At 58.0% G+C, this 19,709-nt stretch carries 18 protein-coding genes; 5 read left to right on the forward strand and 13 right to left on the reverse strand.

Translation table 11 applies throughout. The features are described 5' to 3' along the window. Positions 1-7 precede the first annotated feature (7 nt). The 7 genes from rsxD to blr all read right to left on the reverse strand — a co-directional run bounded on the left by rsxD (position 8) and on the right by blr (position 5,618). The gene (rsxD, locus tag FHC51_RS15675; RefSeq protein WP_103824555.1) at positions 8-1,060 is read right to left on the reverse strand and encodes an electron transport complex subunit RsxD; all 1,053 of its coding nucleotides are present in this window, start codon (positions 1,058-1,060) and stop codon (positions 8-10) included. Then, complete coding sequence (gene rsxC, locus FHC51_RS15680) at positions 1,061-3,274, reverse strand: electron transport complex subunit RsxC (RefSeq protein ID WP_220435982.1); 2,214 nt, start codon at positions 3,272-3,274, stop codon at positions 1,061-1,063. It abuts the gene before it with no gap. Continuing rightward, positions 3,267-3,845: an electron transport complex subunit RsxB gene (rsxB, locus tag FHC51_RS15685; RefSeq protein ID WP_103824553.1), complete on the reverse strand. Its 579-nt coding sequence runs from the start codon at positions 3,843-3,845 to the stop codon at positions 3,267-3,269. Before rsxB ends, rsxC begins: the two co-directional genes overlap by 8 nt. Further along, complete coding sequence (rsxA, locus tag FHC51_RS15690) at positions 3,845-4,426, reverse strand: electron transport complex subunit RsxA (protein ID WP_220435983.1); 582 nt, start codon at positions 4,424-4,426, stop codon at positions 3,845-3,847. The genes rsxB and rsxA overlap by 1 nt, the downstream gene beginning before the upstream one ends. Positions 4,427-4,502: 76 nt before the next feature. Continuing rightward, complete coding sequence (locus tag FHC51_RS15695; protein ID WP_103179388.1) at positions 4,503-4,943, reverse strand: DUF2569 domain-containing protein; 441 nt, start codon at positions 4,941-4,943, stop codon at positions 4,503-4,505. A gap of 86 nt (positions 4,944-5,029) precedes the next feature. Beyond that, on the reverse strand, positions 5,030-5,245 hold the full coding sequence (gene ydgT / locus FHC51_RS15700; RefSeq protein WP_103179389.1) for a transcription modulator YdgT: 216 nt from the start codon (positions 5,243-5,245) through the stop codon (positions 5,030-5,032). Positions 5,246-5,447: 202 nt separating this feature from the next. After that, a complete protein-coding gene (blr, locus tag FHC51_RS15705) occupies positions 5,448-5,618 on the reverse strand; it encodes a division septum protein Blr (RefSeq protein ID WP_168194517.1) in 171 nt (56 codons plus the stop codon). Between the two features lie 233 nt (positions 5,619-5,851). Here blr and FHC51_RS15710 point away from each other — a divergent pair, with 233 nt between their 5' ends. After that, a complete protein-coding gene (locus FHC51_RS15710; RefSeq protein ID WP_103824550.1) occupies positions 5,852-6,892 on the forward strand; it encodes an oxidoreductase in 1,041 nt (346 codons plus the stop codon). 29 nt (positions 6,893-6,921) lie between these two features. On the opposite strand, the gene add is transcribed toward FHC51_RS15710, so the two are convergent. The 3 genes from add to malX form a co-directional block, all read right to left on the reverse strand. Next, positions 6,922-7,923, reverse strand: a complete 1,002-nt coding sequence (add, locus tag FHC51_RS15715) for an adenosine deaminase (RefSeq protein WP_114387254.1) — start codon at positions 7,921-7,923, stop codon at positions 6,922-6,924. A 96-nt stretch (positions 7,924-8,019) separates the two neighbouring features. Further along, positions 8,020-9,192: a MalY/PatB family protein gene (locus FHC51_RS15720; RefSeq protein ID WP_220435984.1), complete on the reverse strand. Its 1,173-nt coding sequence runs from the start codon at positions 9,190-9,192 to the stop codon at positions 8,020-8,022. 47 nt (positions 9,193-9,239) lie between these two features. Then, complete coding sequence (gene malX, locus FHC51_RS15725; RefSeq protein ID WP_220435985.1) at positions 9,240-10,832, reverse strand: maltose/glucose-specific PTS transporter subunit IIBC; 1,593 nt, start codon at positions 10,830-10,832, stop codon at positions 9,240-9,242. A gap of 178 nt (positions 10,833-11,010) precedes the next feature. Between malX and FHC51_RS15730 the strand changes: the two genes are divergently transcribed. Next, complete coding sequence (locus FHC51_RS15730; RefSeq protein ID WP_103824546.1) at positions 11,011-12,039, forward strand: Mal regulon transcriptional regulator MalI; 1,029 nt, start codon at positions 11,011-11,013, stop codon at positions 12,037-12,039. 2 nt (positions 12,040-12,041) lie between these two features. On the opposite strand, the gene FHC51_RS15735 is transcribed toward FHC51_RS15730, so the two are convergent. Then, positions 12,042-12,938, reverse strand: a complete 897-nt coding sequence (locus tag FHC51_RS15735) for a LysR family transcriptional regulator (RefSeq protein ID WP_220435986.1) — start codon at positions 12,936-12,938, stop codon at positions 12,042-12,044. Positions 12,939-13,054: 116 nt separating this feature from the next. Here FHC51_RS15735 and FHC51_RS15740 point away from each other — a divergent pair, with 116 nt between their 5' ends. Both FHC51_RS15740 and FHC51_RS15745 read left to right on the forward strand, forming a co-directional pair. Then, positions 13,055-14,026 (forward strand): MBL fold metallo-hydrolase, encoded by a 972-nt coding sequence (locus tag FHC51_RS15740; protein WP_255584887.1) that lies wholly within the window; start codon positions 13,055-13,057, stop codon positions 14,024-14,026. Positions 14,027-14,041: 15 nt separating this feature from the next. Next, complete coding sequence (locus FHC51_RS15745) at positions 14,042-14,896, forward strand: alpha/beta fold hydrolase (RefSeq protein ID WP_220435988.1); 855 nt, start codon at positions 14,042-14,044, stop codon at positions 14,894-14,896. A 39-nt stretch (positions 14,897-14,935) separates the two neighbouring features. Here the strand turns inward: FHC51_RS15745 and FHC51_RS15750 are convergent, their stop codons facing one another. After that, positions 14,936-16,489, reverse strand: coding sequence for a YdgA family protein (locus tag FHC51_RS15750; RefSeq protein WP_220435989.1), 1,554 nt, complete (start codon positions 16,487-16,489; stop codon positions 14,936-14,938). A gap of 98 nt (positions 16,490-16,587) precedes the next feature. Then, complete coding sequence (manA, locus tag FHC51_RS15755) at positions 16,588-17,763, reverse strand: mannose-6-phosphate isomerase (protein ID WP_220435990.1); 1,176 nt, start codon at positions 17,761-17,763, stop codon at positions 16,588-16,590. A gap of 199 nt (positions 17,764-17,962) precedes the next feature. Between manA and fumA the strand changes: the two genes are divergently transcribed. Further along, positions 17,963-19,609 (forward strand): class I fumarate hydratase FumA, encoded by a 1,647-nt coding sequence (gene fumA, locus FHC51_RS15760; RefSeq protein ID WP_103824540.1) that lies wholly within the window; start codon positions 17,963-17,965, stop codon positions 19,607-19,609. Positions 19,610-19,709 lie beyond the last annotated feature (100 nt).

Here is a 19,709-nt window from a genome sequence, read left to right on the forward strand (position 1 = left end):
GAGATCCTTAGCGATGGCCGTACACGCGCGGACGCGTGTAGTAGTCGATGAGCGGAACGGTGATGTTCGCCAGCAGCACGGCAAAGGCCACGCCGTCCGGGTAACCGCCAAAGCTGCGGATCAGCCACACCAGCAGACCGGCCAGCGCACCAAAAATCAGGCGCCCACGGTTGGTGGTGGAGGCCGTTACCGGATCGGTCAGAATAAAAAACGCTCCCAGCATGGTGGCGCCGGAAAGCAGATGGATCTGCGGTGACGCCAGCGACTCCGGCGAGAAGAACCAGCCCAGGCCGGAACAGACGGCCAGCGTTACCAGGAAGCTCACCGGGATATGCCAGCGGATCGCTTTCTGCCACAGCAGGAACAGGCCACCGGCCAGATACGCCAGGTTAACCCACTGCCAGCCCGCGCCTGCCAGCACACCGCTGTATATCGGATATTGCAGGATCTGCTCCACGCTATGACCGGCGTGCAGGGACGTTTTAAAGGTATCCAGCGGGGTCGCCTGGCTAATACCGTCGACGCCCATCCGCAGAGTGTTCATATCCGCGCCGCTGGCGGTATGGCCGGAGAAGATCACCTGCACGGCATCCATAAAGCCTGGCACCGTCGCGGCAATCTCATGCGGCGGCAGCCAGCTGGTCATCTGCACCGGGAATGAGATCAGCAGCACCACATAGCCAATCATCGCCGGGTTAAACGGGTTGTGTCCCAGGCCGCCATACAGCTGCTTGGCGATGATCACCGCGAACACGGTGCCGAGCACCACCATCCACCACGGAGCGAACGGCGGAATACTGATGGCCAGCAGCAGGCCGGTGAGCAGGGCGGAATTGTCCGCCAGAATTTTGCCCACCGCGATTTTTCGCAGTTTAAGTACCAGCGCTTCGGCCGCCAGCGCGCTCACACAGCCAAGGATAATCTGCAGCAACGTACCCCAGCCGAAGAACCAGAGCTGTACGGCAATGCCCGGCAGCGCGGCCAGGCAGACCAGCATCATAATGCGCGATGTCTGGCGCTGGTTATGGGTATAAGGGGAGCTTGCGATTCTGAAAACCATTTAATCCTCGTTAACTGCCTGCTGTGCGGCTCTCTTCGCCTGTACTCGCGCGATGGCGGCAGCCACTGCCGCTTTGCGTGGATCGTCATTGGCTGCCGGCTCTTCTTCCTGTTGCGCCGCCTTGCGCGCTTTTGCTCTGGCAATGGCGGCTTCGACTGCCGCTTTACGCGGGTCGACGGGGGCGGGTTCTTCCTGTTTTGCTTCCGGCGGCACGGCTTTACGGGCTTTGGCCCGGGCAATCGCCGCTTCGACGGCCGCTTTACGCGGGTCGACCGGAGCCTGTTCAACCTGAATATCATCCTGCTGCGCCGCTTTGCGGGCTTTCGCGCGGGCGATGGCCGCTTCGACCGCGGCTTTACGCGGATCGACTGGCGCTGGCTCGCTCTGGTTCTCTTCCGGTGGCGCCGCTTTGCGGGCTTTTGCGCGGGCAATGGCCGCTTCGACCGCGGCTTTACGCGGATCCACCGGAGCAGGCTCGGCCTGAGTCTCTTGCGGTGGCGCGGCTTTGCGGGCTTTTGCGCGGGCAATCGCCGCTTCGACCGCCGCTTTACGCGGATCGGTTTCTGTTGATGCGGCAGCAGCCTGCGCTTTTTCCGCCTGACGGGCGCGAGCTTCTGCTTTGCGCGCTTCGCGGGCGGCAATCATCTCGCTGTTATCCGGGCGCTGACCCGCCGGGATCACCACATCTTCTGTCGCGGTGGCTTTCTTCTCACGCACACGCGCCAGGGCAGCATTAATGGCATCCTGGTCTTTCGCCGCAGGCTGAACTGCCGCTTTCTTATGGCGCTCTTCGCGGGCGGCTTTCTCGCGCTCAAGGCGCTGCTGGCGCGCTTCAAACCGTGCTTTGGCGTCGGCAGCGCGTTTCTCTTCCTGGGCGATGGCGTAAATTTCGGCTTTCTCGACGCGGAAATATTGCACCAGCGGAATATTGCTCGGGCAGACCCAGGCGCAGGCGCCACACTCAATGCAGTCGGCCAGGTTATGGGATTTCGCCTTATCGTGGATCTGCCCTTTGCTGTACCAGTAGAGCTGCTGAGGCAGCAGATCCGCCGGGCAGGCATCGGCACAGGCGCTGCAGCGAATACAGCCTTTCTCTTCCTGCTTTTCGCCCATCTCGCTGACGGACGGAGCCAGCAGGCAGTTGGTGATTTTTACCACCGGGACATCCAACCACGGCAGGGTAAAGCCCATCAGCGGCCCACCCATAATTACCATTTGCTCAGCGCTCGGGCAGAACCCGGCCTGATCCAGCAGATGACGAACCGGCGTGCCCAGACGCGCCCAGACGTTGCCGGGACGGCTAACCGATTCACCGGTAAGGGTAACGACGCGCTCGGTAAGCGGCTCGCCGTCAACAACGGCACGTTTAACGGCATAGGCGGTGCCGACGTTCTGCATCAGGACGCCAATGTCAGACGAACGACCGCCGTGCGGGACCTGCTTGCCGGTTAAAATCTGGGTCAGCTGCTTGGCGCCACCGGAGGGGTACTTAGTGGGGATAACGCGCAGGCTGATATCATGGCTGCCCGCCAGTACCGCACGCAGCATGGAGATGGCCTGCGGTTTGTTATCTTCAATGCCGATCAGCACTTCCTGCGGCTGCAGAATGTGCGCGAGGATGCGAATACCCTCGACGATCTGCGCGGCGCAGTCCTGCATCAGACGATCGTCCGCGGTGATGTACGGCTCGCACTCGGCGGCGTTGATAATCAGGGTTTTGATCTTGTCGCCGCCGCCCTGCAGTTTGTTGCCGGTCGGGAAGCCCGCGCCGCCCAGACCGGCGACGCCAGACTGATGAATGCGTTCAATCAGCGCCTCGCGGCTGTGGCTGCGGTAGTCGCTCCAGCCGTCGCGCTCAATCCAGCGATCTTCGCCATCGGCGTCGATGATGACGCACAGCTCAGAGAGGGCGGAAGGGTGGGCAACGGTATGAGGCGCAATCGCCACCACGGTGCCGGAGGTAGGGGCATGCACAGGTAGCATACGTCCGCGTCCAAAGGTCAGCGGCTGGCCGCGTAACACGCTGTCGCCTGGTTTAACGCACAGCTCACCCTCAGCACCGATGTGCTGTTTCAGGGGGATAACAAAACGGTTGGCCAGTGGGATCTGGCGCAGCGGCGTGCCGCTGGACTGGGTTTTCATCTCTGGCGGATGAATACCGCCATCGAAATCCCAGATCTTCTCTTTTCTGAAGGCAGAAAATAACTTAAGCATGTTGTTCCACAGGAATAATGCGCACCGGAATGGTCTGAAGATCCCATTTCCAGCTATCGGTCGTGGTGGCTACCGGGCGTAACTCAATGCACTGGGTCGGGCAGGGGGCGACACAGAGGTTACAGCCGGTACACAGGTCTTCCATCACGGTATGCATGGCGCGCGTGGCGCCCACAATGGCATCTACCGGGCAGGCCTGAATACATTTGGTGCAGCCGATGCAGTTGGGCTCATCGATCACCGCCAGCATGCGCACCGGCTCCTGTGCGCTTTCATCACCATCGACCGGCTGAGGGTCGACGTTCAGCAGTCCGGCAATCTTCAGCATCACCGCTTCGCCGCCAGGCGCACAGCGGTTAATTTTTTCGCCGCCGTTGCCCACCGCCTCTGCGTAAGGGCGACAGCCAGGGTAGCCGCACTGCCCGCACTGGCTTTGCGGCAGCAGCTCATCAATTTTTTCGACAATCGGGTCATCCTCCACCGCGAAGCGGCGCGAGGCGTAACCGAGAATGATGCCAAACAGCAGCCCCAGAACACTGAGGGCAGCAACGGCAATCCAGATTGCATTCATTACAACTTCACCAGACCACTAAAGCCCATAAAGGCCAGAGACATAAGACCGGCGGTAACCAGCGCGATGGCGTTACCGCGAAACGGTGCCGGAATATCCGCCGCGACCAGGCGTTCGCGGATCGCCGCAAACAGCACCAACACCAGCGAGAAGCCGACCGCGGCGGAAAAGCCGTACAGTGCCGACTGCAGGAAATTGTGCCCAAGGTTAATGTTGAGCAACGCCACGCCGAGCACCGCACAGTTGGTGGTGATCAGCGGCAGGAAGATGCCGAGCAGGCGGTATAACGCCGGGCTGGTTTTACGCACCACCATTTCGGTGAACTGCACCACCACAGCGATAACAAGAATAAAGGCCAGCGTACGCAGATAGGTCAGGCCGAGGGGGATTAAAATCCAGGTATCCACCCACCAGGCGCAGATCGAGGCGAGGGTCAACACGAAGGTGGTGGCCAGCCCCATCCCCATTGCCGTTTCGAGCTTTTTGGATACGCCCATAAATGGGCACAGGCCAAGGAACTTCACGAGAACGAAGTTGTTTACCAGCACCGTGCCGACAAAGAGCAGTAAGTAATCGGTCATTATTCAGCCTGACATAAAAAAGCCGCCTATTATCGGATAAACCGGCGCAGGCGACAACAGGTTAACTGTAAGGTTATTACGGGTTCACAAAGGTGTTCTTTACGCGGGCCGAGCGCTTAAAGTACGGCACGAACAGCGCGGTCACCAGCAGTGGGAAGAGGAGTTGACGCACTGCCAGCGCATCGGAAACCGGCGAAAAGGCGAAGGCTTTCACGGCCAGCAAGACAGAGACCAGCAGCCAGATAATATAGTGCTTAGGCACGCTGCGGCGGCGTTTAAAAAACGCGATGGTCAGCCACAGCGTGTAGTACCACATAGCAATCGCAAAGGCGAAAGAAATAAACCACATGACGATAGCGGAGGTATTTTGCGCGCCCAGCGTTTTAAGCGCATGCGGCGTAATTAATGCAGTGGAATAAAGTACCAGCGCCAGCGAGGCACTTAATAATGCAACCAGCAGCCAGGCGAGCGGAGCAAGTAACCAGCCGCCAATTTTTTCTCCAGCCGTTGTGGTCATGTTCTCTCCCGATAGTCAGCGAAAAGCGCGAACTGCAAATTAGCAGGGGCGAGAGTATATAACATTTCCGGGCAATGGGTACCCTTTTAGAGCACGTAACGCCACACCGACTTAGGCACTTCGCCAATGTTGAACAGGCGTCCGCCAGAGACCAGCTCAGCGCGGCGATGGTCAGCGGCGCGGTACATGCTGATAATATCCTGATTGTCACTCAGGGTGTAGTTCAGGTGGTCAAACAGCTTTTCCAGGCTTTCAAGGGAATTAATTTTGCGAAATTTTAATAAATAGTCCTGAACTGTCATTTTAATAATTTTCCATATAAGAGTGAGTAATGCCAAAGGAGTAATTCGGTCGAATAATAAACGGTTCAAATAAGACGTAAACGGTTTGCCAAAGCGCACCGGCAAAAATAAGACTTTTCTTGACTGATGAAATCAGGCGTCGGTCGACGCCTGGCGAAGAAGGTTAACGCTGTTCATGACGGCTGGCAATAAGCAACTGACATCATATGTCACTATTTTTGATGAGCGTATGAGGCTTGGCCTGGTTGACCGTATTTACCGGCTCAGGGGGCTGGTAGTTATCAATATGACTGGCAATGGCGAGCAGTATCACCGACACGCCCAGTACTATCCATCCCGCTAACTCGATAATGCGATTAATTATTGTCGTCATGATTCTTGGTAATGTTTTATCCATAAATACAGATCCAGAATTTTACAGCGCGATATGCCGCTGAGCAAGCGCTTTACATGGATGTTTTGCGATTGTATTCAGCGAGTTATAAAAGTTAATCAGAAATTACTGATTGCTTCTCTTGCTTTAGGGCAAGGTCCGCCAGATTAATCTATTGTGACGGGAGAGGAGATAGTGTGAAATATGCAGGTCAAAAGATGAGAGGCGATTTCATGAGCGACAAAATCCGTGTGGGATTAATAGGTTATGGTTATGCGAGTAAAACGTTTCATGCCCCGCTGATTGATGGCACCCCGGGGATGGAGCTGGCAGCAATTTCCAGCAGCGATGCGACGAAAGTCCATGCCGACTGGCCAACCGTGCCGGTGGTTTCTGAGCCGAAGCATCTGTTTAACGATCCCAATATCGATCTGATTGTTATCCCGACACCGAATGACACCCATTTCCCGCTGGCAAAAGCGGCCCTTGAAGCGGGCAAGCATGTGGTGGTGGATAAACCCTTTACCGTGACACTGTCACAGGCGCGGGAACTGGACGCGCTGGCGAAAAGCCTGGGTAAACTGCTTTCCGTCTTCCACAACCGCCGCTGGGACAGCGACTTCCTCACCGTTAAAGCCCTCATTGCCGATGGCTCTCTGGGGGAAGTGGCATTCTTCGAATCACATTTCGACCGTTTCCGTCCGCAGGTACGTAATCGCTGGCGTGAGCAGGCGGGTCCGGGCAGCGGCATCTGGTACGATCTGGCCCCACATCTGCTTGACCAGGCCGTTAACCTCTTTGGTCTGCCGGTGAGCCTGAACGTCGATCTGGCCCAGCTGCGCCCTGGCGCGCAGGCCACGGACTACTTCCATGCGGTGTTGAGCTATCCGCAGCGGCGCGTGGTACTGCATGGCACCATGATGGCGGCGGCGGAATCCGCACGTTACATCGTGCATGGCTCCCGCGGCAGCTATGTGAAGTTCGGTCTCGATCCGCAGGAAGATCGTCTGAAAAACGGCGAACGCCTGCCGCAGGAAGACTGGGGCTATGACATGCGTGACGGCGTGCTGACCCGCGTGGAAGGCGAAGAGCGTGTGGAAGAGACCTGGCTGACGCTGCCGGGTAACTATCCGGCCTATTATGCCGGTATTCGCGATGCGCTGAACGGCGACGGGGAAAACCCGGTCCCGGCAAGCCAGGCGATTCAGATTATGGAACTGATTGAGCTGGGTATCGAGTCCGCGAAACATCGCGCGACCCTCTGTCTGGCCTGAAAAAAAGCCCGGCATTGCCGGGCTTTTTCTTATCCGCGTGCGACCTTGTCGCGCAGCGCCTGCTTCTCGGCAGGCGTTAAAAATGCCATCTCCAGACCATTGATCTGCGCCTGGCGAATCTGCTCGCGGCTCAGTCCGGCCTGCGGGGCGGCCACCGTGTATTCGTGAATGATATCGACTCCCTGAACCGCCGGATCGTCAGTGTTCAGCGAGGCCATTACCCCGTGCTCAAGGAAGGTTTTCAGCGGGTGGTGCGCCAGCGTCGCCACGGTGCTGGTCTGAATGTTGGAGGTCAGACAGGATTCGATCCCGATGCGTTGTGCCGCCAGGAAGTCCATCAGGTCGCGGTCTTCCACCGCCTTCACCCCATGACCAATTCGCTCGGCGCCCAGCTCGCGGATCGCCTGCCAGATGCTCTCCGGGCCCGCCGCTTCACCGGCATGGACGGTGATGTGCCAGCCTGCATCGCGGGCGCGATTGAAGTGGGAGAGGAACAGACTGCCCGGGAAGCCCAGCTCGTCGCCCGCCAGATCGACCGCAGTGATATGTTCCCGGTGAGCCAGCAGGGCTTCGAGTTCCTGAAGACAAGCGGCTTCGCCAAAGGTACGGCTCATGATCCCAATCAGACGAGCTTCCACATTAAAGGCTTTACAGCCTTCGCGAACGCCAGCGATCACCGCCTCTACCACACCGTCAACTGGCAGGTTGTGGGACATCGCCATATAGCCCGGCGAGAAACGCAGTTCAACGTAATGCAGACCGTTGCGCGCGGCGTCCTCAATATTCTCGAAGGCAACGCGACGGCAGGCTTCCAGCGAGGCGAGGACTTTTACCCCCCAGTCGAGCTTGCTTAAAAAGCTCACCAGATCCGGTTCGTTTTCTGTTACCTGCACATGCGGGATCAGCGACTCAAGGGTTTGTGCGGGCAGGGCTAAATTATACTGGCGACCAAGATCAAGAATGGTCTGGGCACGGATGTTGCCATCAAGGTGGCGATGAACGTCAGTTAGCGGGAGGGTGGTATCAATCATGGTCGCACTCTTTATTAGGTAAAGTGCGACGTATTATAAAAATAAAACGGAGCAAAAAGCTAATTGCGCAAGATAAATATCCGTTGCGCAATGCTATTACCGCAGGGCGTGAATCCCGGCAATCAGTCGTTCCACTCCTTGCTCCAGTTTACTGCGCGGGCAACCGGCATTGAGTCGGATAAAGCCGTTACCCTCTTCGCCATAGGTATATCCCGGCATAATCGCTACTTTTTGCTGCTCAATCAGCACATTTTGCAGCTTTCGGTCGTCGATATTTAGCGGTCGCAGATCGATCCACGCCAGATAGGTCGCCTCTGGTGGCTGCCAGTTTAACGCAGGAAAGGCACCATTGAGCCTGTCGGCTACATAGTGCAGATTGGCCTCCAGATAACTGCGCAGCGCATCCAGCCAGGCTTCACCCTGTTGGTAGGCGGCAATGTGCGCCACCAGCGCCAGCACCGACGGCGAAGAGAGGCCGTCGCGCCCCTTCAGCGCCTGCAAATAGTCCATGTGGCTGGCTTCATCACCGATCAAACCGTATGCGCCGGTAAGAGCAGGAATATTAAAGCTCTTGGAGCCGGAGGTGAGAAGCGCCCATTTTCCCTGCGCCACTTCGCACCAGGGGATATGCTGATGGTTGCCCCATACCATATCCATATGAATTTCATCGCTAATGACCGCCACACCGTGCCGCGCACAGAGTTCAGCCATGGTCGCTAACTCGTTCCGGGTCCAGACCTTGCCGGTCGGGTTGTGCGGGCTACAGAGCAGCAGGATCTTGTTCTGCGGCTGTGCCAATACCGCTTCCAGTTCGGCCATATCGCACTGCCAGCCCGCCGCCGTCTTATGCAGGCCAACAGGCACCACCTGACGGTTATTGCCCGCAATGGCATTGTAAAACGCGTCGTAGGCCGGGGTGTGGATCACCACCCCGTCTCCTGCCTTGGACCACTGGCGAATCAGCTCCGACACCATATAGATCACCGAAGGGCCATAGACGATGGCGCTGGTATCGATGGAGCTGTTAAAGCGCTGCCGGAACCAGTGCGCTACCGCCCCAAGGAATTCGTCGTTTTTCCAGCGGCTGTAGCCAAACACTCCGTGGCTGATGCGGGCTTGCAGGGCCTCGATGATGCAGGGCGCCGTGGCAAAATCCATGTCCGAGATGGTAAACGGCAGCAGGTCGGCGGCGCCGAAGCGGTCAGCAACATAGTCCCATTGAGTACACCAGGTGCCGTAACGATCCACGACGGTGGAAAAATCAAACATAACGTCTCCTTAAAAGAGAACCCCCTCCTGGGGAGGGGGCTGGGGCATCAGGCTTCTACTGTTCGCATCAGGGTCGCCAGCTCATCTTTCACTGACTGCACCTGCGGGCCGATCACCACCTGCAAATTGTGCTGGTTGAGCTGAACCACGCCGATAGCGCGATTGGCCTTCAGGGCGTTGGTATCCACTTTGGACATATCCGCCACCGACAGGCGCAGACGGGTAATGCAGTTATCGAGAGAGGTGATGTTATCCGCACCGCCCAGCGCCGCCAGGATCGCTGGCGTATTGTAGCCGGATTTGCCGGTCACGCCCGCCACCGCCTGCTCCACGCTCGCCGCGCTCTCAATATCGCGTCCCGGCGTTTTCAGGTTAAAGCGGGTGATGGCGAAGCGGAAGATCCCGTAGTAGACCGCAAACCAGATCGCGGCCACCACCGGCACCAGATACCACTTGGTCGACAGGCCGTGCAGGATGCCGAACACCACAAAGTCAATCACGTTGCCGTCGGTATTACCGATGGTGACACCCAGCACCGCCATGGTGGTAAAGCCCAGGCCGGTCAGCACGGCGTGAATGAGATACAGCACCGGTGCCACGAACAGGAACAGGAACTCGATCGGTTCAGTGGTACCGCCGACCACGCAGGCGATAACGCCGGAGATCAGCAGTCCCTTAATCTTATGACGGTTTTCCGGACGGGCGCAGTGGTACATCGCCAGCGCCGCACCCGGCAGGCCGCCGAGGAAGGCTGGCATTTTGCCCTGGGAGAGGAAGCGGGTCGCGCTCTCCGAGAAGCCGTGGGTGGTCGGGCAGCTTAACTGCGCCTGGAAGATGGTCAGCGCGCCGCTCACGGAGTGGCCGCAGACGTCCATGGTGCCACCGGCTTCGGTGAAGCGGATCAGGGCGACAAGAATATGCTGAAGTCCAAATGGCAGCAGCAGACGCTCACCGGTACCGAAGATCATCGGGCCAAAATCACCGGCGCTGTTGATAATACGGCCAATGCCGGTAATACCCATGGCAAAGACCGGCCAAATCAGCGGAATGATCAGACCAAACAGGCCCATCACCACCAGCGTCACAATCGGCACAAAACGGGTGCCGCCGAAGAAGGCCAGCGCATCAGGCAGACGGATATAGTGAAAACGTTCATGCAGCATCCAGATGATCACACCCGCGATCACGGCCCCGAGGATGCCGGTATCAATCGACTGAATACCAATTACGCTTTGAATGTTATTGGCTTTCAGTACTGCCGCGTCGGTGGTCGGCAGAATGCCTTTGGCGGTCAGCCAGAAGTTCACCGCCAGGTTCATCACCGCGTAGCCCACAAACCCGGCAAAGGCCGCCACGCCTTTGTTTTCGCGGGCCAGCCCCAGCGGGATGGCGATGCAGAACATCACCGGCAGGAAGCTAAAGGCAAAGGAGCCGACCTTGCTCATCCAGATAAAGATCGCCTGCAGCACGGGGTTGCCAAGGAACGGGATCAGGGTAATAACATCGTGGCTGCTGAGCGAACTGCCGATACCCAGCATGATCCCGCAGAAGGAGAGCAGAGCCACGGGCAGCATAAAGGTTTTACCCAGTTGCTGGAAAAACTCCCACAGCGAGATTTTTTGTGCTGCTTTCGCCGTCATGAAACGACTCCTTTATTGTTAAAATAGATTTACCTGCCTCAGTGCTGCGAGAAGATAAAACGTTTTATCAAATTTTAGTGCGCGCTAAATCACATTCTCAGGCTTTGGCAGAGGGTATAAAGATAACCTATTGATAAAACGTTTTACCGATTTCATTATCAGGGAGACACCCCCACACATGGCTGTAGCGAAAAAAATTACCATTAACGACGTCGCGCTGGCGGCGGGTGTCTCCGTGAGCACGGTTTCACTGGTTCTGAGCGGGAAAGGGCGCATCTCCCCTGCGACGGGGCAGCGCGTCAACGAGGCGGTTGAGCAACTGGGATTTGTGCGTAACCGCCAGGCATCGGCGCTGCGGGGTGGGCAAAGCGGGGTGATTGGCCTGATCGTCCGCGACCTGACCTCGCCGTTCTATGCCGAACTGACGGCGGGCCTGACGGAGGCGCTGGAAGCCCAGGGGCGGATGGTCTTTTTACTGCATGGCGGCCGGGAGGCGGATCAGCTGCTCCAGCGCCTCGATATGCTGCTGACGCAGGGGGTGGATGGGGTGATTGTTGCCGGGGCTTCCGGGGTAAGCAATGAACTGTGCGAGCGCGCGGCAGCCAAAGGGGTTCCGCTGGTGTTTGCCTCCCGCGCCAGCTATCTCGACGAAGCGGATACCCTGCGCCCGGACAACATGCAGGCGGCACAAATGCTGACCGAACATCTTATTCGCCGCGGCCATCAACGGATTGCCTGGCTGGGCGGTAAAAGCTCGTCGCTGACGCGCGCCGAACGGGTGGGCGGCTACTGCGCGACGCTGATCAAATACGGCCTGCCGTTCCACAGCGAGTGGGTGGTGGAGTGTGAATCCCGCCACAAGCAGGCGGCAGAGGCGATCGGTAACTTGCTGCGCGCCAGCCCCACTATCAGCGCCGTGATTTGCTATAACGATGTTATCGCCATGGGCGCCTGGTTCGGCTTAATCCGTGCCGGACGGCAGAGCGGGGAAGGCGGGGTCGAAACCTTCTTTGGTCATCAGGTGGCGCTGGGCGCCTTTGCGGATGTGTCAGAGAACGCACTGGACGATCTGCCGATTGTCTGGGCCACCACCCCGGCGCGGGAAATGGGCTACACGCTGGCCGACCGCATTATGCAGCGGATCGATAAAGCCGACGTGCAGGCGGGGCATCAGATTGTATCGGCCCGCCTGGTGACGGTGAAATAACTTTACCCATGCGGCGTGAGCGGGTTACGCGCCAGCCGCGCCTCCAGTGCCTCGACAAACTTGCGCACCTTAACTGGAATCAACCGCGACGTCGGGTAGACGGCCCAGACGGCCAGCGCTTCCGGCCTGGCATCCTCCAGCGCGATCCGCTTCACCAGGCCCTGCACAAAGGCGGGCTCGAGGTACCAGCGGGACAGGTTGGCAATGCCCATACCGCCCAGGCACGCCTCAAAGATCGCCTCGATAGAATTCGCCGAAAACCGCCCCGATACTTTCTGTTTGCTTCGCTGTCCCCCCTGGTCGAACGCCCAGTGGGTGGTGTCAGTGGTGGTTAAGCAGCTGTGCGCCGCAAGATCGCTGAGCGTTTTTGGATAGCCATGCTCCGTCAGATACGCTGTGCTGGCGCAGAGGTCACGGGGGTTATCACAGAGGCGATGCGCCACCAGGCGGTTGTCCCGCAGCGGGGCGATACGTAACGCCACGTCTATTCCTCTGCCAACAATATCAACCTGCTCATCGGTAGCGATTAAATCGACCTGCAGGGCGGGATGCTGACGCATAAAGTCGGGCAGCATCGGGGCGATGATTTTACGGCCAAACGCCGCCGAGGCGGTGATGCGTAGCCGCCCGGAAAGGGGGGCGCCATCAGGAAAGAGGTCAGCCAGGGCATTGGTCTTGTCTTCCAGCAGCGCCTGGGCATGGGGTAAAAAGACCTCGCCGTCGCTGGTGGGTGAAAGGGAGCGCGTGGTGCGGTGCACCAGCCGGACACCCAGCTCCGCTTCCAGATTATTCAGGCATCGCGACGCCGCCATGGCGCTCATTGAGAGCCGACGCGCGGCACCCGCCAGGCTTCCCGCTTTGATGGCTTCCACGAACACTTCCACATCGTCCAGTCTCATTATCACGATTCTCGTTATACTGGCGTATCAAATTACACATCTACACTAATTAGCGTTATAGCGCCATAGTCACTCCACATCCTATAAACAGTAAATTCGGAGTGAAGATGAAAAAGATGACGACGGTTTTAGCGCTCAGTGGCCTGTTTTTTGCGGGCTCCGTCTGGGCAGACGCACCCGCTCAGATTAAACAGCAGGTGCCGGGTTACTATCGCCTGGCGGTGGGGCAATATGAGGTGACGGCGCTTTTCGATGGCTACAACGATCTCTCGCCGTCGCTGTTAAAAGGGCTCTCAGCCGACAAAATTCGCGACCTGCTGGCGCAGCATAAGATTGATGCCGAGCGCATGCCCACCTCCTTTAACGCCTTTTTAGTCAACACCGGTAAGCATCTGGTGATGATCGACAGCGGGGCGGGCCACTGCGTGCCGCAAACCGCAGGGCAATTAATTCCCAACATGCAAGCCTCCGGGTATCGTCCTGAGCAGGTGGACACCATCTTCCTGACCCACCTCCACCTGGACCACGTCTGCGGCCTGAGCGATGCCGCGGGTAAGGCGCTATTCCCTAATGCCACGGTTTACGTGCCGCAGGCGGAAGCTGACTACTGGCTGGATCCGGCGAAAGAGGCCAGCGCCCCCGCCAATGCAAAAGAGTATTTCGCTATCGCCCAACACGCTCTGGCCTCTTATAAAGCGGCGGGACGCCTGAAAACCTTCGTGCCGCCCGCCTCGCCGATCCCTGAAGTCCAGACGGCCTACGCACCCGGCCATACGCCCGGCAGCACGGTGTATCGTTTTGCTTCTCAAGGGAAAGGTATCAACTTTATCGGCGACCTGATTCACGCCCCTGCGGTGCAGTTCCCGCACCCGGAAGTATCGATTCGCTTTGACGTGGATGCGAAAAAAGCCACCTCATCACGCGGGCAGGAGTTCAACGCCCTGGCAAAAGAGGGCGAATGGCTGGCGGCAGCGCATCTGGCGTTCCCGGGCATCGGGCACATTACCGCCGACGCTCAGGGTTACAACTGGAACCCGGCGATTTACGGCCCGTATCAACGTGCGGCCGACGTGCCACTGCTGAAATAAGACGAGGAGATCACAATGAAAAGTTACACCGTAACAGCTAATGGCATCCGTCAGTTCGTGGTTGAAGAGGGGGAAGGCGCACCGGTGATCCTGCTCCACGGCTTCCCGGAAACGAACTACGCCTGGCGCTATCAGATTCCGGTTCTGTCGAAGCATTACCGGGTGATTGCTCCTGATTTGCGCGGCTACGGCGAGAGCGATAAACCGGCCTCCGGCTACGATAAACGCACTATGGCGCGGGATATCCTGGAACTGATGAACGCCCTGGGCCTGAAGAAAGTGGTGCTGGTGGGGCACGACCGCGGCGCGCGTGTCGCCACCCGCTTTGCGAAAGATTATCCGGAACGGGTGGATCGCCTGGTGGTGATGGATAATGTCCCGACGCGTATCGTCGCGCGGGATTTAAACGCCTCCATCGCCCGGGCGTACTGGTTCTTTCTGTTCCACCTGGTGCCCGACCTGCCGGAAGCCCTGATTGCCGGGCGGGAACATATCTGGTTGCGCCATTTCTTCTCGGACTGGACTTACGATCCTTCCACCATCAGCGGCGAGGCGTTTGATACCTACGTCCGGGCCTATCAGGCACCCGGTGCCGTGCGGGGGGCGATGGCCGATTATCGCGCCAATGCAGAGGATGTGGCACAGGATCTGGCGGACGCAGAGGTTAAAATTGCCTGCCCGGTGATGTCGCTGTGGGGCAATGATTTTCACGCTGTCGGCAAGCTGTTCGATATGCAGAGCGTCTGGGCGGAAATGGCGGACGATCTGAGGGCGTATGGTATTGAAGAGTGCGGACATCTGCCGCAGGAAGAGCAACCGGAGAAAGTGAACGCTCTGCTGATGGACTTCCTGACCGGCTGGAAAGGATGACTGGCAATAAAAAACCCCTCCGCAGAGGGGTTTTGCTGTTTACTGCTGCGGTACCGCAGGCGCTGGCGGAGCAGCCGGTGCTGGCGGAGCCGCAGGTTCATCCGGTACCGCCAGGTTCAGGGCCGGTACGCCAAACATGCCGACAAACTCCTCCAGCGGCATCTTCTGGCCATTCAGGGTCACCTGACCATTGCTGTACTGCAGGCTGGTGCCGATCACGTTATCTTCCACGGTGGTGATGCGGAACATCTGTCCCATCGCCGCCAGGCCTTTCACCTGCTGGCTGGCCAGCTTGCCGGCATCATCCTCGTTATAGCCTTCCAGCTTCGCAATCTGGGTCATGAATTCGGTTGCCATGTCCATCGGGATGGTCAGCTTGCTCTCCAGCGATTTCACGCTGCGATCCATTTCCTGCGCCAGGGTCTGCGCTTCACCGGTGGCAGTGGCGGGATCCTTCATGAACAACGAGAGGTTGAAGTTGGTTTCGCCTTTGCTGTTTTTCCAGCTCAGCGGCGCGATAGTCACCACCGGCTCGCCTTTGAGCAGGATCGGCAGATTACCAAAGAAAGCTTCCGCCGCTTTCTGCTGATAGAGCGCCGGATTGTTGGTCATCAGCTCTTTATCAGCCAGCAGAGCCTGGCTTTGAGCGCGATACTGCTGGCTGAACTGGTGCCATGCCTGACCGTCAATATTGCCGATCTTCAGGGTCAGCTTACCGGCACCCAGATCCTGATTCTGCACTTTCAGGCTCTTCAGGTTGTAATCCAGCTGGCTGTTGATGCTCTTGCCATCTTTAGAGAGATCCGCGGTGGCTTTCAGATCTGTGCCTTCCAGCACCGCCATCTCTTTGCCTTCAATGGCGATAGCCATTTTATCGAGGGTCAGTTTCTGATCGCCGATGCGCTCGTCAAAACTGGTCAGACGGCTGTTGCCATCAATGCTCAGGTTATTGAAGGTCAGCTGGACTTTCTGATCGTACTCGTTCACCGCGTTGACCCGGCCGCTTGCCGCTTCACCTTTCAGCGAGACGTTTTTGCCGTCGCGATCGGCATCGAGCTGGAAGTTACCGCCGCTGAAGGCAACCTGCTCGTCGCCATTCTCGTAATTCAGGGCTTTCAGGGCGATATCGGAACGGGTGTCACCGGCATAGCTGATGCGCGTATTGACCTCAAAAGGTGACTCATTTTTCGCCAGATCGAACAGCGGCTTAGAGGCTTCGTTATTGACCAGCGTCGATTTGACCGAGGCCATAGAGGGGATGAGGTTGAAGGATTTCAGCTGGGCCAGCGGGAACGGACCGTGGTCAACATCTTCGTTCAGCACCAGGCTTTGTCCCGGTTGCAGCCACGGATTAGTGGTTCCTGCTACCGGCTTAACGACCATCTGCAGATGGCTGCTGAACACACCGCGCTGATAATCCTGATAGCTCAGCTCCAGCCCGGCTTCCGGCGCGGTACGCTTAAGTTCACTGTTCGCCTGGGCCACCATCTCACCCAGACGGCTCTCCAGCTGTTTCCCGGTGTACCAGGCCGCGCCCGTCCAGACCAGCCCTAATGCAACAATAACGCCTGCAGCTATAACCGATTTTTTCATCGTGATTATCCATAAAATGAAACCGAGCGGTGAAAACCGCCCGGTGAGGTCATAAGGTTAGCAATAGCTTAGCAAAAATGGTTAAAAAATTCAGCAGGTCACTGGAGCTTGTTGAATACCCGCGCCAGACGCCCGACGCCGCTGACGCTAACCGGGGAATCATTCGCGGCAATAAAGGCCGACTCACCAGGCTTCAGCACCAGGCGCTCCTCGCCCTTGCTCAGCACCGCTTCACCCTCAACGCAGAAGAGAATAGCCGCGCTCTGCTGGGCAATACGGGTCTCTTCGCTGCTGAGATCGTGCAGGGAAAACGCAAAGTCCTCCACCGGGATGGGGAAGTCCAGCTCTGCGCCGTTTTTAACCGGCTGGGTGAGCAGTTCAGCTGCCGGTTTCGCGACGAATTTGACGTTGGCCACCAGTTCAGGGATGTCGATGTATTTCGGCGTCAGCCCCGCACGAAGTACGTTATCGGAGTTAGCCATTACCTCCAGCGCCACCCCTTGCAGGTAGGCATGCGGCGTTTCGGCAAACAGGAACATCGCTTCGCCCGGCTCCAGTTTCACCACGTTCAGCAGCAGCGGGGAGAAGAGGCCGCTGTCGTCCGGGTAAAATTCCGAAATCACGCGGATGGTCTGCCAGGGTGCGCCTTTCTGGCTGTTCAGGGCCGCTTTCAGTACCGCCAGCGCACGGGATTTTTCGTCCCCCTGCATATTAAGCAGGCTGGCGAAGAGGTGGCTCAGGCGATCGGCGTCCGGTTTTTCGAGGAAGTGGGCAATGGCGCTGTGCGCTCCGGCAACCGGCTGCAGCAGCGAAACGATCTCAGAAAACTCGCGGAAGGCGTTCATCGCCAGGAACGGCGTCAGGGCAAAGACCAGTTCCGGTTTGTGGTTCGGATCTTTATAGTTACGCTCGGCGGCGTCCAGCGGAATACCGGCTGCGTTCTCTTTAGCAAAACCTTCTTCGGAGGCCTGCTTGTTCGGGTGAACCTGAATAGAGAGCGGCTGATCGGCGCACAGCACCTTGAAGAGGAAAGGCAGTTCGCCAAAGCGTTCGGCGACCTTAGCGCCCAGCAGCGTGCTCTTATCCGCTTCGATGACCTCGCGCAGGGAACGCACCCCGCGGGCATCTTCAATTTTTGAGCTGCTCTTCGGGTGCGCCCCCATCCACAACTCTGCCATCGGCAGGTTGTCCGGGTTGGCGATACCGTAGAGATCCGTTAACGCAGTTTTACTTCCCCAGGCGTAGTGCTGCACTGAGTTGATGAGTTTTTGCATTATCAAGCCCTGTTTCATATGTGGAATTATCTGCCCGTATTAAAGCAATAAACCGTGCGGATGTAACCTGCGCGCGGAAAAAGTCGTACTAGTCTCAGTTTTTGTTAAAAAATTGTGTAGGATAGGCTGACTCGCTTTTAAGCAGGGCAGCGGAACATCTGCTCTAAATAAACAGACCGAAGCAGTAAGTGAGAGATCAATGTCGAATAAACCCTTCCATTACCAGGATCCTTTCCCGCTGGCCAAGGATCAGACCGAATATTACCTGTTAACCCGCGACCACGTTTCTGTCTCTGAATTTGAAGGACAGGAGATCCTGAAAGTTGACCCGCAGGCCCTGACCTTACTGGCGCAACAGGCGTTTCACGATGCCTCGTTCATGCTTCGCCCGGCGCATCAGCAGCAGGTGGCCGACATTCTCAGCGACCCGCAGGCCAGCGAAAACGACAAGTACGTCGCCCTGCAGTTCCTGCGTAACTCCGATATCGCGGCAAAAGGCATTCTGCCAACCTGTCAGGACACCGGTACCGCCATCATCATGGGTAAAAAAGGCCAGCGTGTCTGGACCGGTGGCGGTGACGAAGCGGCCCTGGCGCACGGCGTGTATAACACCTATATCGAAGACAACCTGCGCTATTCACAAAACGCCCCGCTGGATATGTATAAAGAGGTGAATACCGGCACCAACCTGCCAGCGCAAATTGACCTCTACAGCGTGGATGGCGACGAGTACAAATTCCTCTGCATCGCCAAAGGTGGCGGTTCAGCGAACAAAACGTATCTCTATCAGGAGACCAAAGCGCTGCTCACGCCGGGCAAGCTGAAAAACTACCTGGTGGAGAAGATGCGTACTCTCGGCACCGCGGCCTGTCCGCCGTACCACATCGCCTTTGTGATCGGTGGCACCTCGGCGGAAAGCACCCTCAAAACCGTCAAGCTGGCCTCGACCAAATACTACGACAATCTGCCGACCGAAGGTAACGAGCACGGCCAGGCGTTCCGCGACGTTCAGCTTGAGCAGGAACTGCTGGTGGAAGCCCAGAACCTCGGCCTCGGCGCCCAGTTTGGCGGCAAATATTTCGCCCACGATATCCGCGTGATCCGCCTGCCGCGCCACGGCGCATCCTGCCCGGTGGGCATGGGCGTCTCCTGCTCGGCGGACCGCAACATTAAAGCGAAGATTAACCGCGACGGGATCTGGATCGAGAAACTGGAGAACAACCCAGGTAAATACATTCCGGAAGCGCTGCGCAAAGCGGGCGAGGGCGAGGCGGTACGCGTCGACCTGAACCGTCCGATGAGTGAGATCCTGGCCCAGCTCTCTCAGTACCCGGTCTCCACCCGTCTGTCCCTGAACGGCACCATTATCGTGGGCCGCGATATCGCCCACGCGAAGCTGAAAGAGCGTCTGGATAATGGCGAAGGGCTGCCGCAGTACATTAAAGATCACCCGATCTATTACGCGGGCCCGGCAAAAACCCCGAACGGCTATGCCTCCGGCTCCTTAGGGCCAACCACCGCCGGGCGTATGGACTCCTACGTGGATCAGCTCCAGGCCAACGGCGGCAGCATGATCATGCTGGCGAAGGGCAACCGCAGCCAGCAGGTGACGGACGCCTGCCACAAGCACGGCGGCTTCTACCTCGGCAGCATCGGCGGCCCGGCCGCGGTGCTGGCGCAGGGCAGCATTAAGAGCCTCGAGTGCGTGGAGTATCCGGAGCTGGGGATGGAAGCGATCTGGAAAATCGAAGTGGAAGACTTCCCGGCGTTTATCCTCGTGGATGACAAAGGCAACGACTTCTTCAAACAGATCCAGTCCTCCCAGTGTTCGGCCTGTGTGAAGTAGTTTGAAAACCCTGCCGGGTGGCGGCTACGCCTTACCCGGCCTACCAAACATGTAGGCCGGGTAAGCGCAGCGCCACCCGGCACAGCCGGGCAACAAAAAG

It is taken from the genome of Leclercia sp. EC_58, from assembly GCF_019584355.1.
Taxonomy (GTDB): domain Bacteria; phylum Pseudomonadota; class Gammaproteobacteria; order Enterobacterales; family Enterobacteriaceae; genus Enterobacter.

Excerpts from the sequence above, each read along its gene's own strand:
- rsxD (WP_103824555.1), bottom strand. The coding sequence starts at position 1,060 with ATGGTTTTCAGAATCGCAAGCTCCCCTTATACCCATAACCAGCGCCAG.
- rsxC (WP_220435982.1), bottom strand. The coding sequence starts at position 3,274 with ATGCTTAAGTTATTTTCTGCCTTCAGAAAAGAGAAGATCTGGGATTTC.
- rsxB (WP_103824553.1), bottom strand. The coding sequence starts at position 3,845 with ATGAATGCAATCTGGATTGCCGTTGCTGCCCTCAGTGTTCTGGGGCTG.
- rsxA (WP_220435983.1), bottom strand. The coding sequence starts at position 4,426 with ATGACCGATTACTTACTGCTCTTTGTCGGCACGGTGCTGGTAAACAAC.
- FHC51_RS15695 (WP_103179388.1), bottom strand. The coding sequence starts at position 4,943 with ATGACCACAACGGCTGGAGAAAAAATTGGCGGCTGGTTACTTGCTCCG.
- ydgT (WP_103179389.1), bottom strand. The coding sequence starts at position 5,245 with ATGACAGTTCAGGACTATTTATTAAAATTTCGCAAAATTAATTCCCTT.
- blr (WP_168194517.1), bottom strand. The coding sequence starts at position 5,618 with ATGACGACAATAATTAATCGCATTATCGAGTTAGCGGGATGGATAGTA.
- FHC51_RS15710 (WP_103824550.1), top strand. The coding sequence starts at position 5,852 with ATGAGCGACAAAATCCGTGTGGGATTAATAGGTTATGGTTATGCGAGT.
- add (WP_114387254.1), bottom strand. The coding sequence starts at position 7,923 with ATGATTGATACCACCCTCCCGCTAACTGACGTTCATCGCCACCTTGAT.
- FHC51_RS15720 (WP_220435984.1), bottom strand. The coding sequence starts at position 9,192 with ATGTTTGATTTTTCCACCGTCGTGGATCGTTACGGCACCTGGTGTACT.
- malX (WP_220435985.1), bottom strand. The coding sequence starts at position 10,832 with ATGACGGCGAAAGCAGCACAAAAAATCTCGCTGTGGGAGTTTTTCCAG.
- FHC51_RS15730 (WP_103824546.1), top strand. The coding sequence starts at position 11,011 with ATGGCTGTAGCGAAAAAAATTACCATTAACGACGTCGCGCTGGCGGCG.
- FHC51_RS15735 (WP_220435986.1), bottom strand. The coding sequence starts at position 12,938 with ATGAGACTGGACGATGTGGAAGTGTTCGTGGAAGCCATCAAAGCGGGA.
- FHC51_RS15740 (WP_255584887.1), top strand. The coding sequence starts at position 13,055 with ATGACGACGGTTTTAGCGCTCAGTGGCCTGTTTTTTGCGGGCTCCGTC.
- FHC51_RS15745 (WP_220435988.1), top strand. The coding sequence starts at position 14,042 with ATGAAAAGTTACACCGTAACAGCTAATGGCATCCGTCAGTTCGTGGTT.
- FHC51_RS15750 (WP_220435989.1), bottom strand. The coding sequence starts at position 16,489 with ATGAAAAAATCGGTTATAGCTGCAGGCGTTATTGTTGCATTAGGGCTG.
- manA (WP_220435990.1), bottom strand. The coding sequence starts at position 17,763 with ATGCAAAAACTCATCAACTCAGTGCAGCACTACGCCTGGGGAAGTAAA.
- fumA (WP_103824540.1), top strand. The coding sequence starts at position 17,963 with ATGTCGAATAAACCCTTCCATTACCAGGATCCTTTCCCGCTGGCCAAG.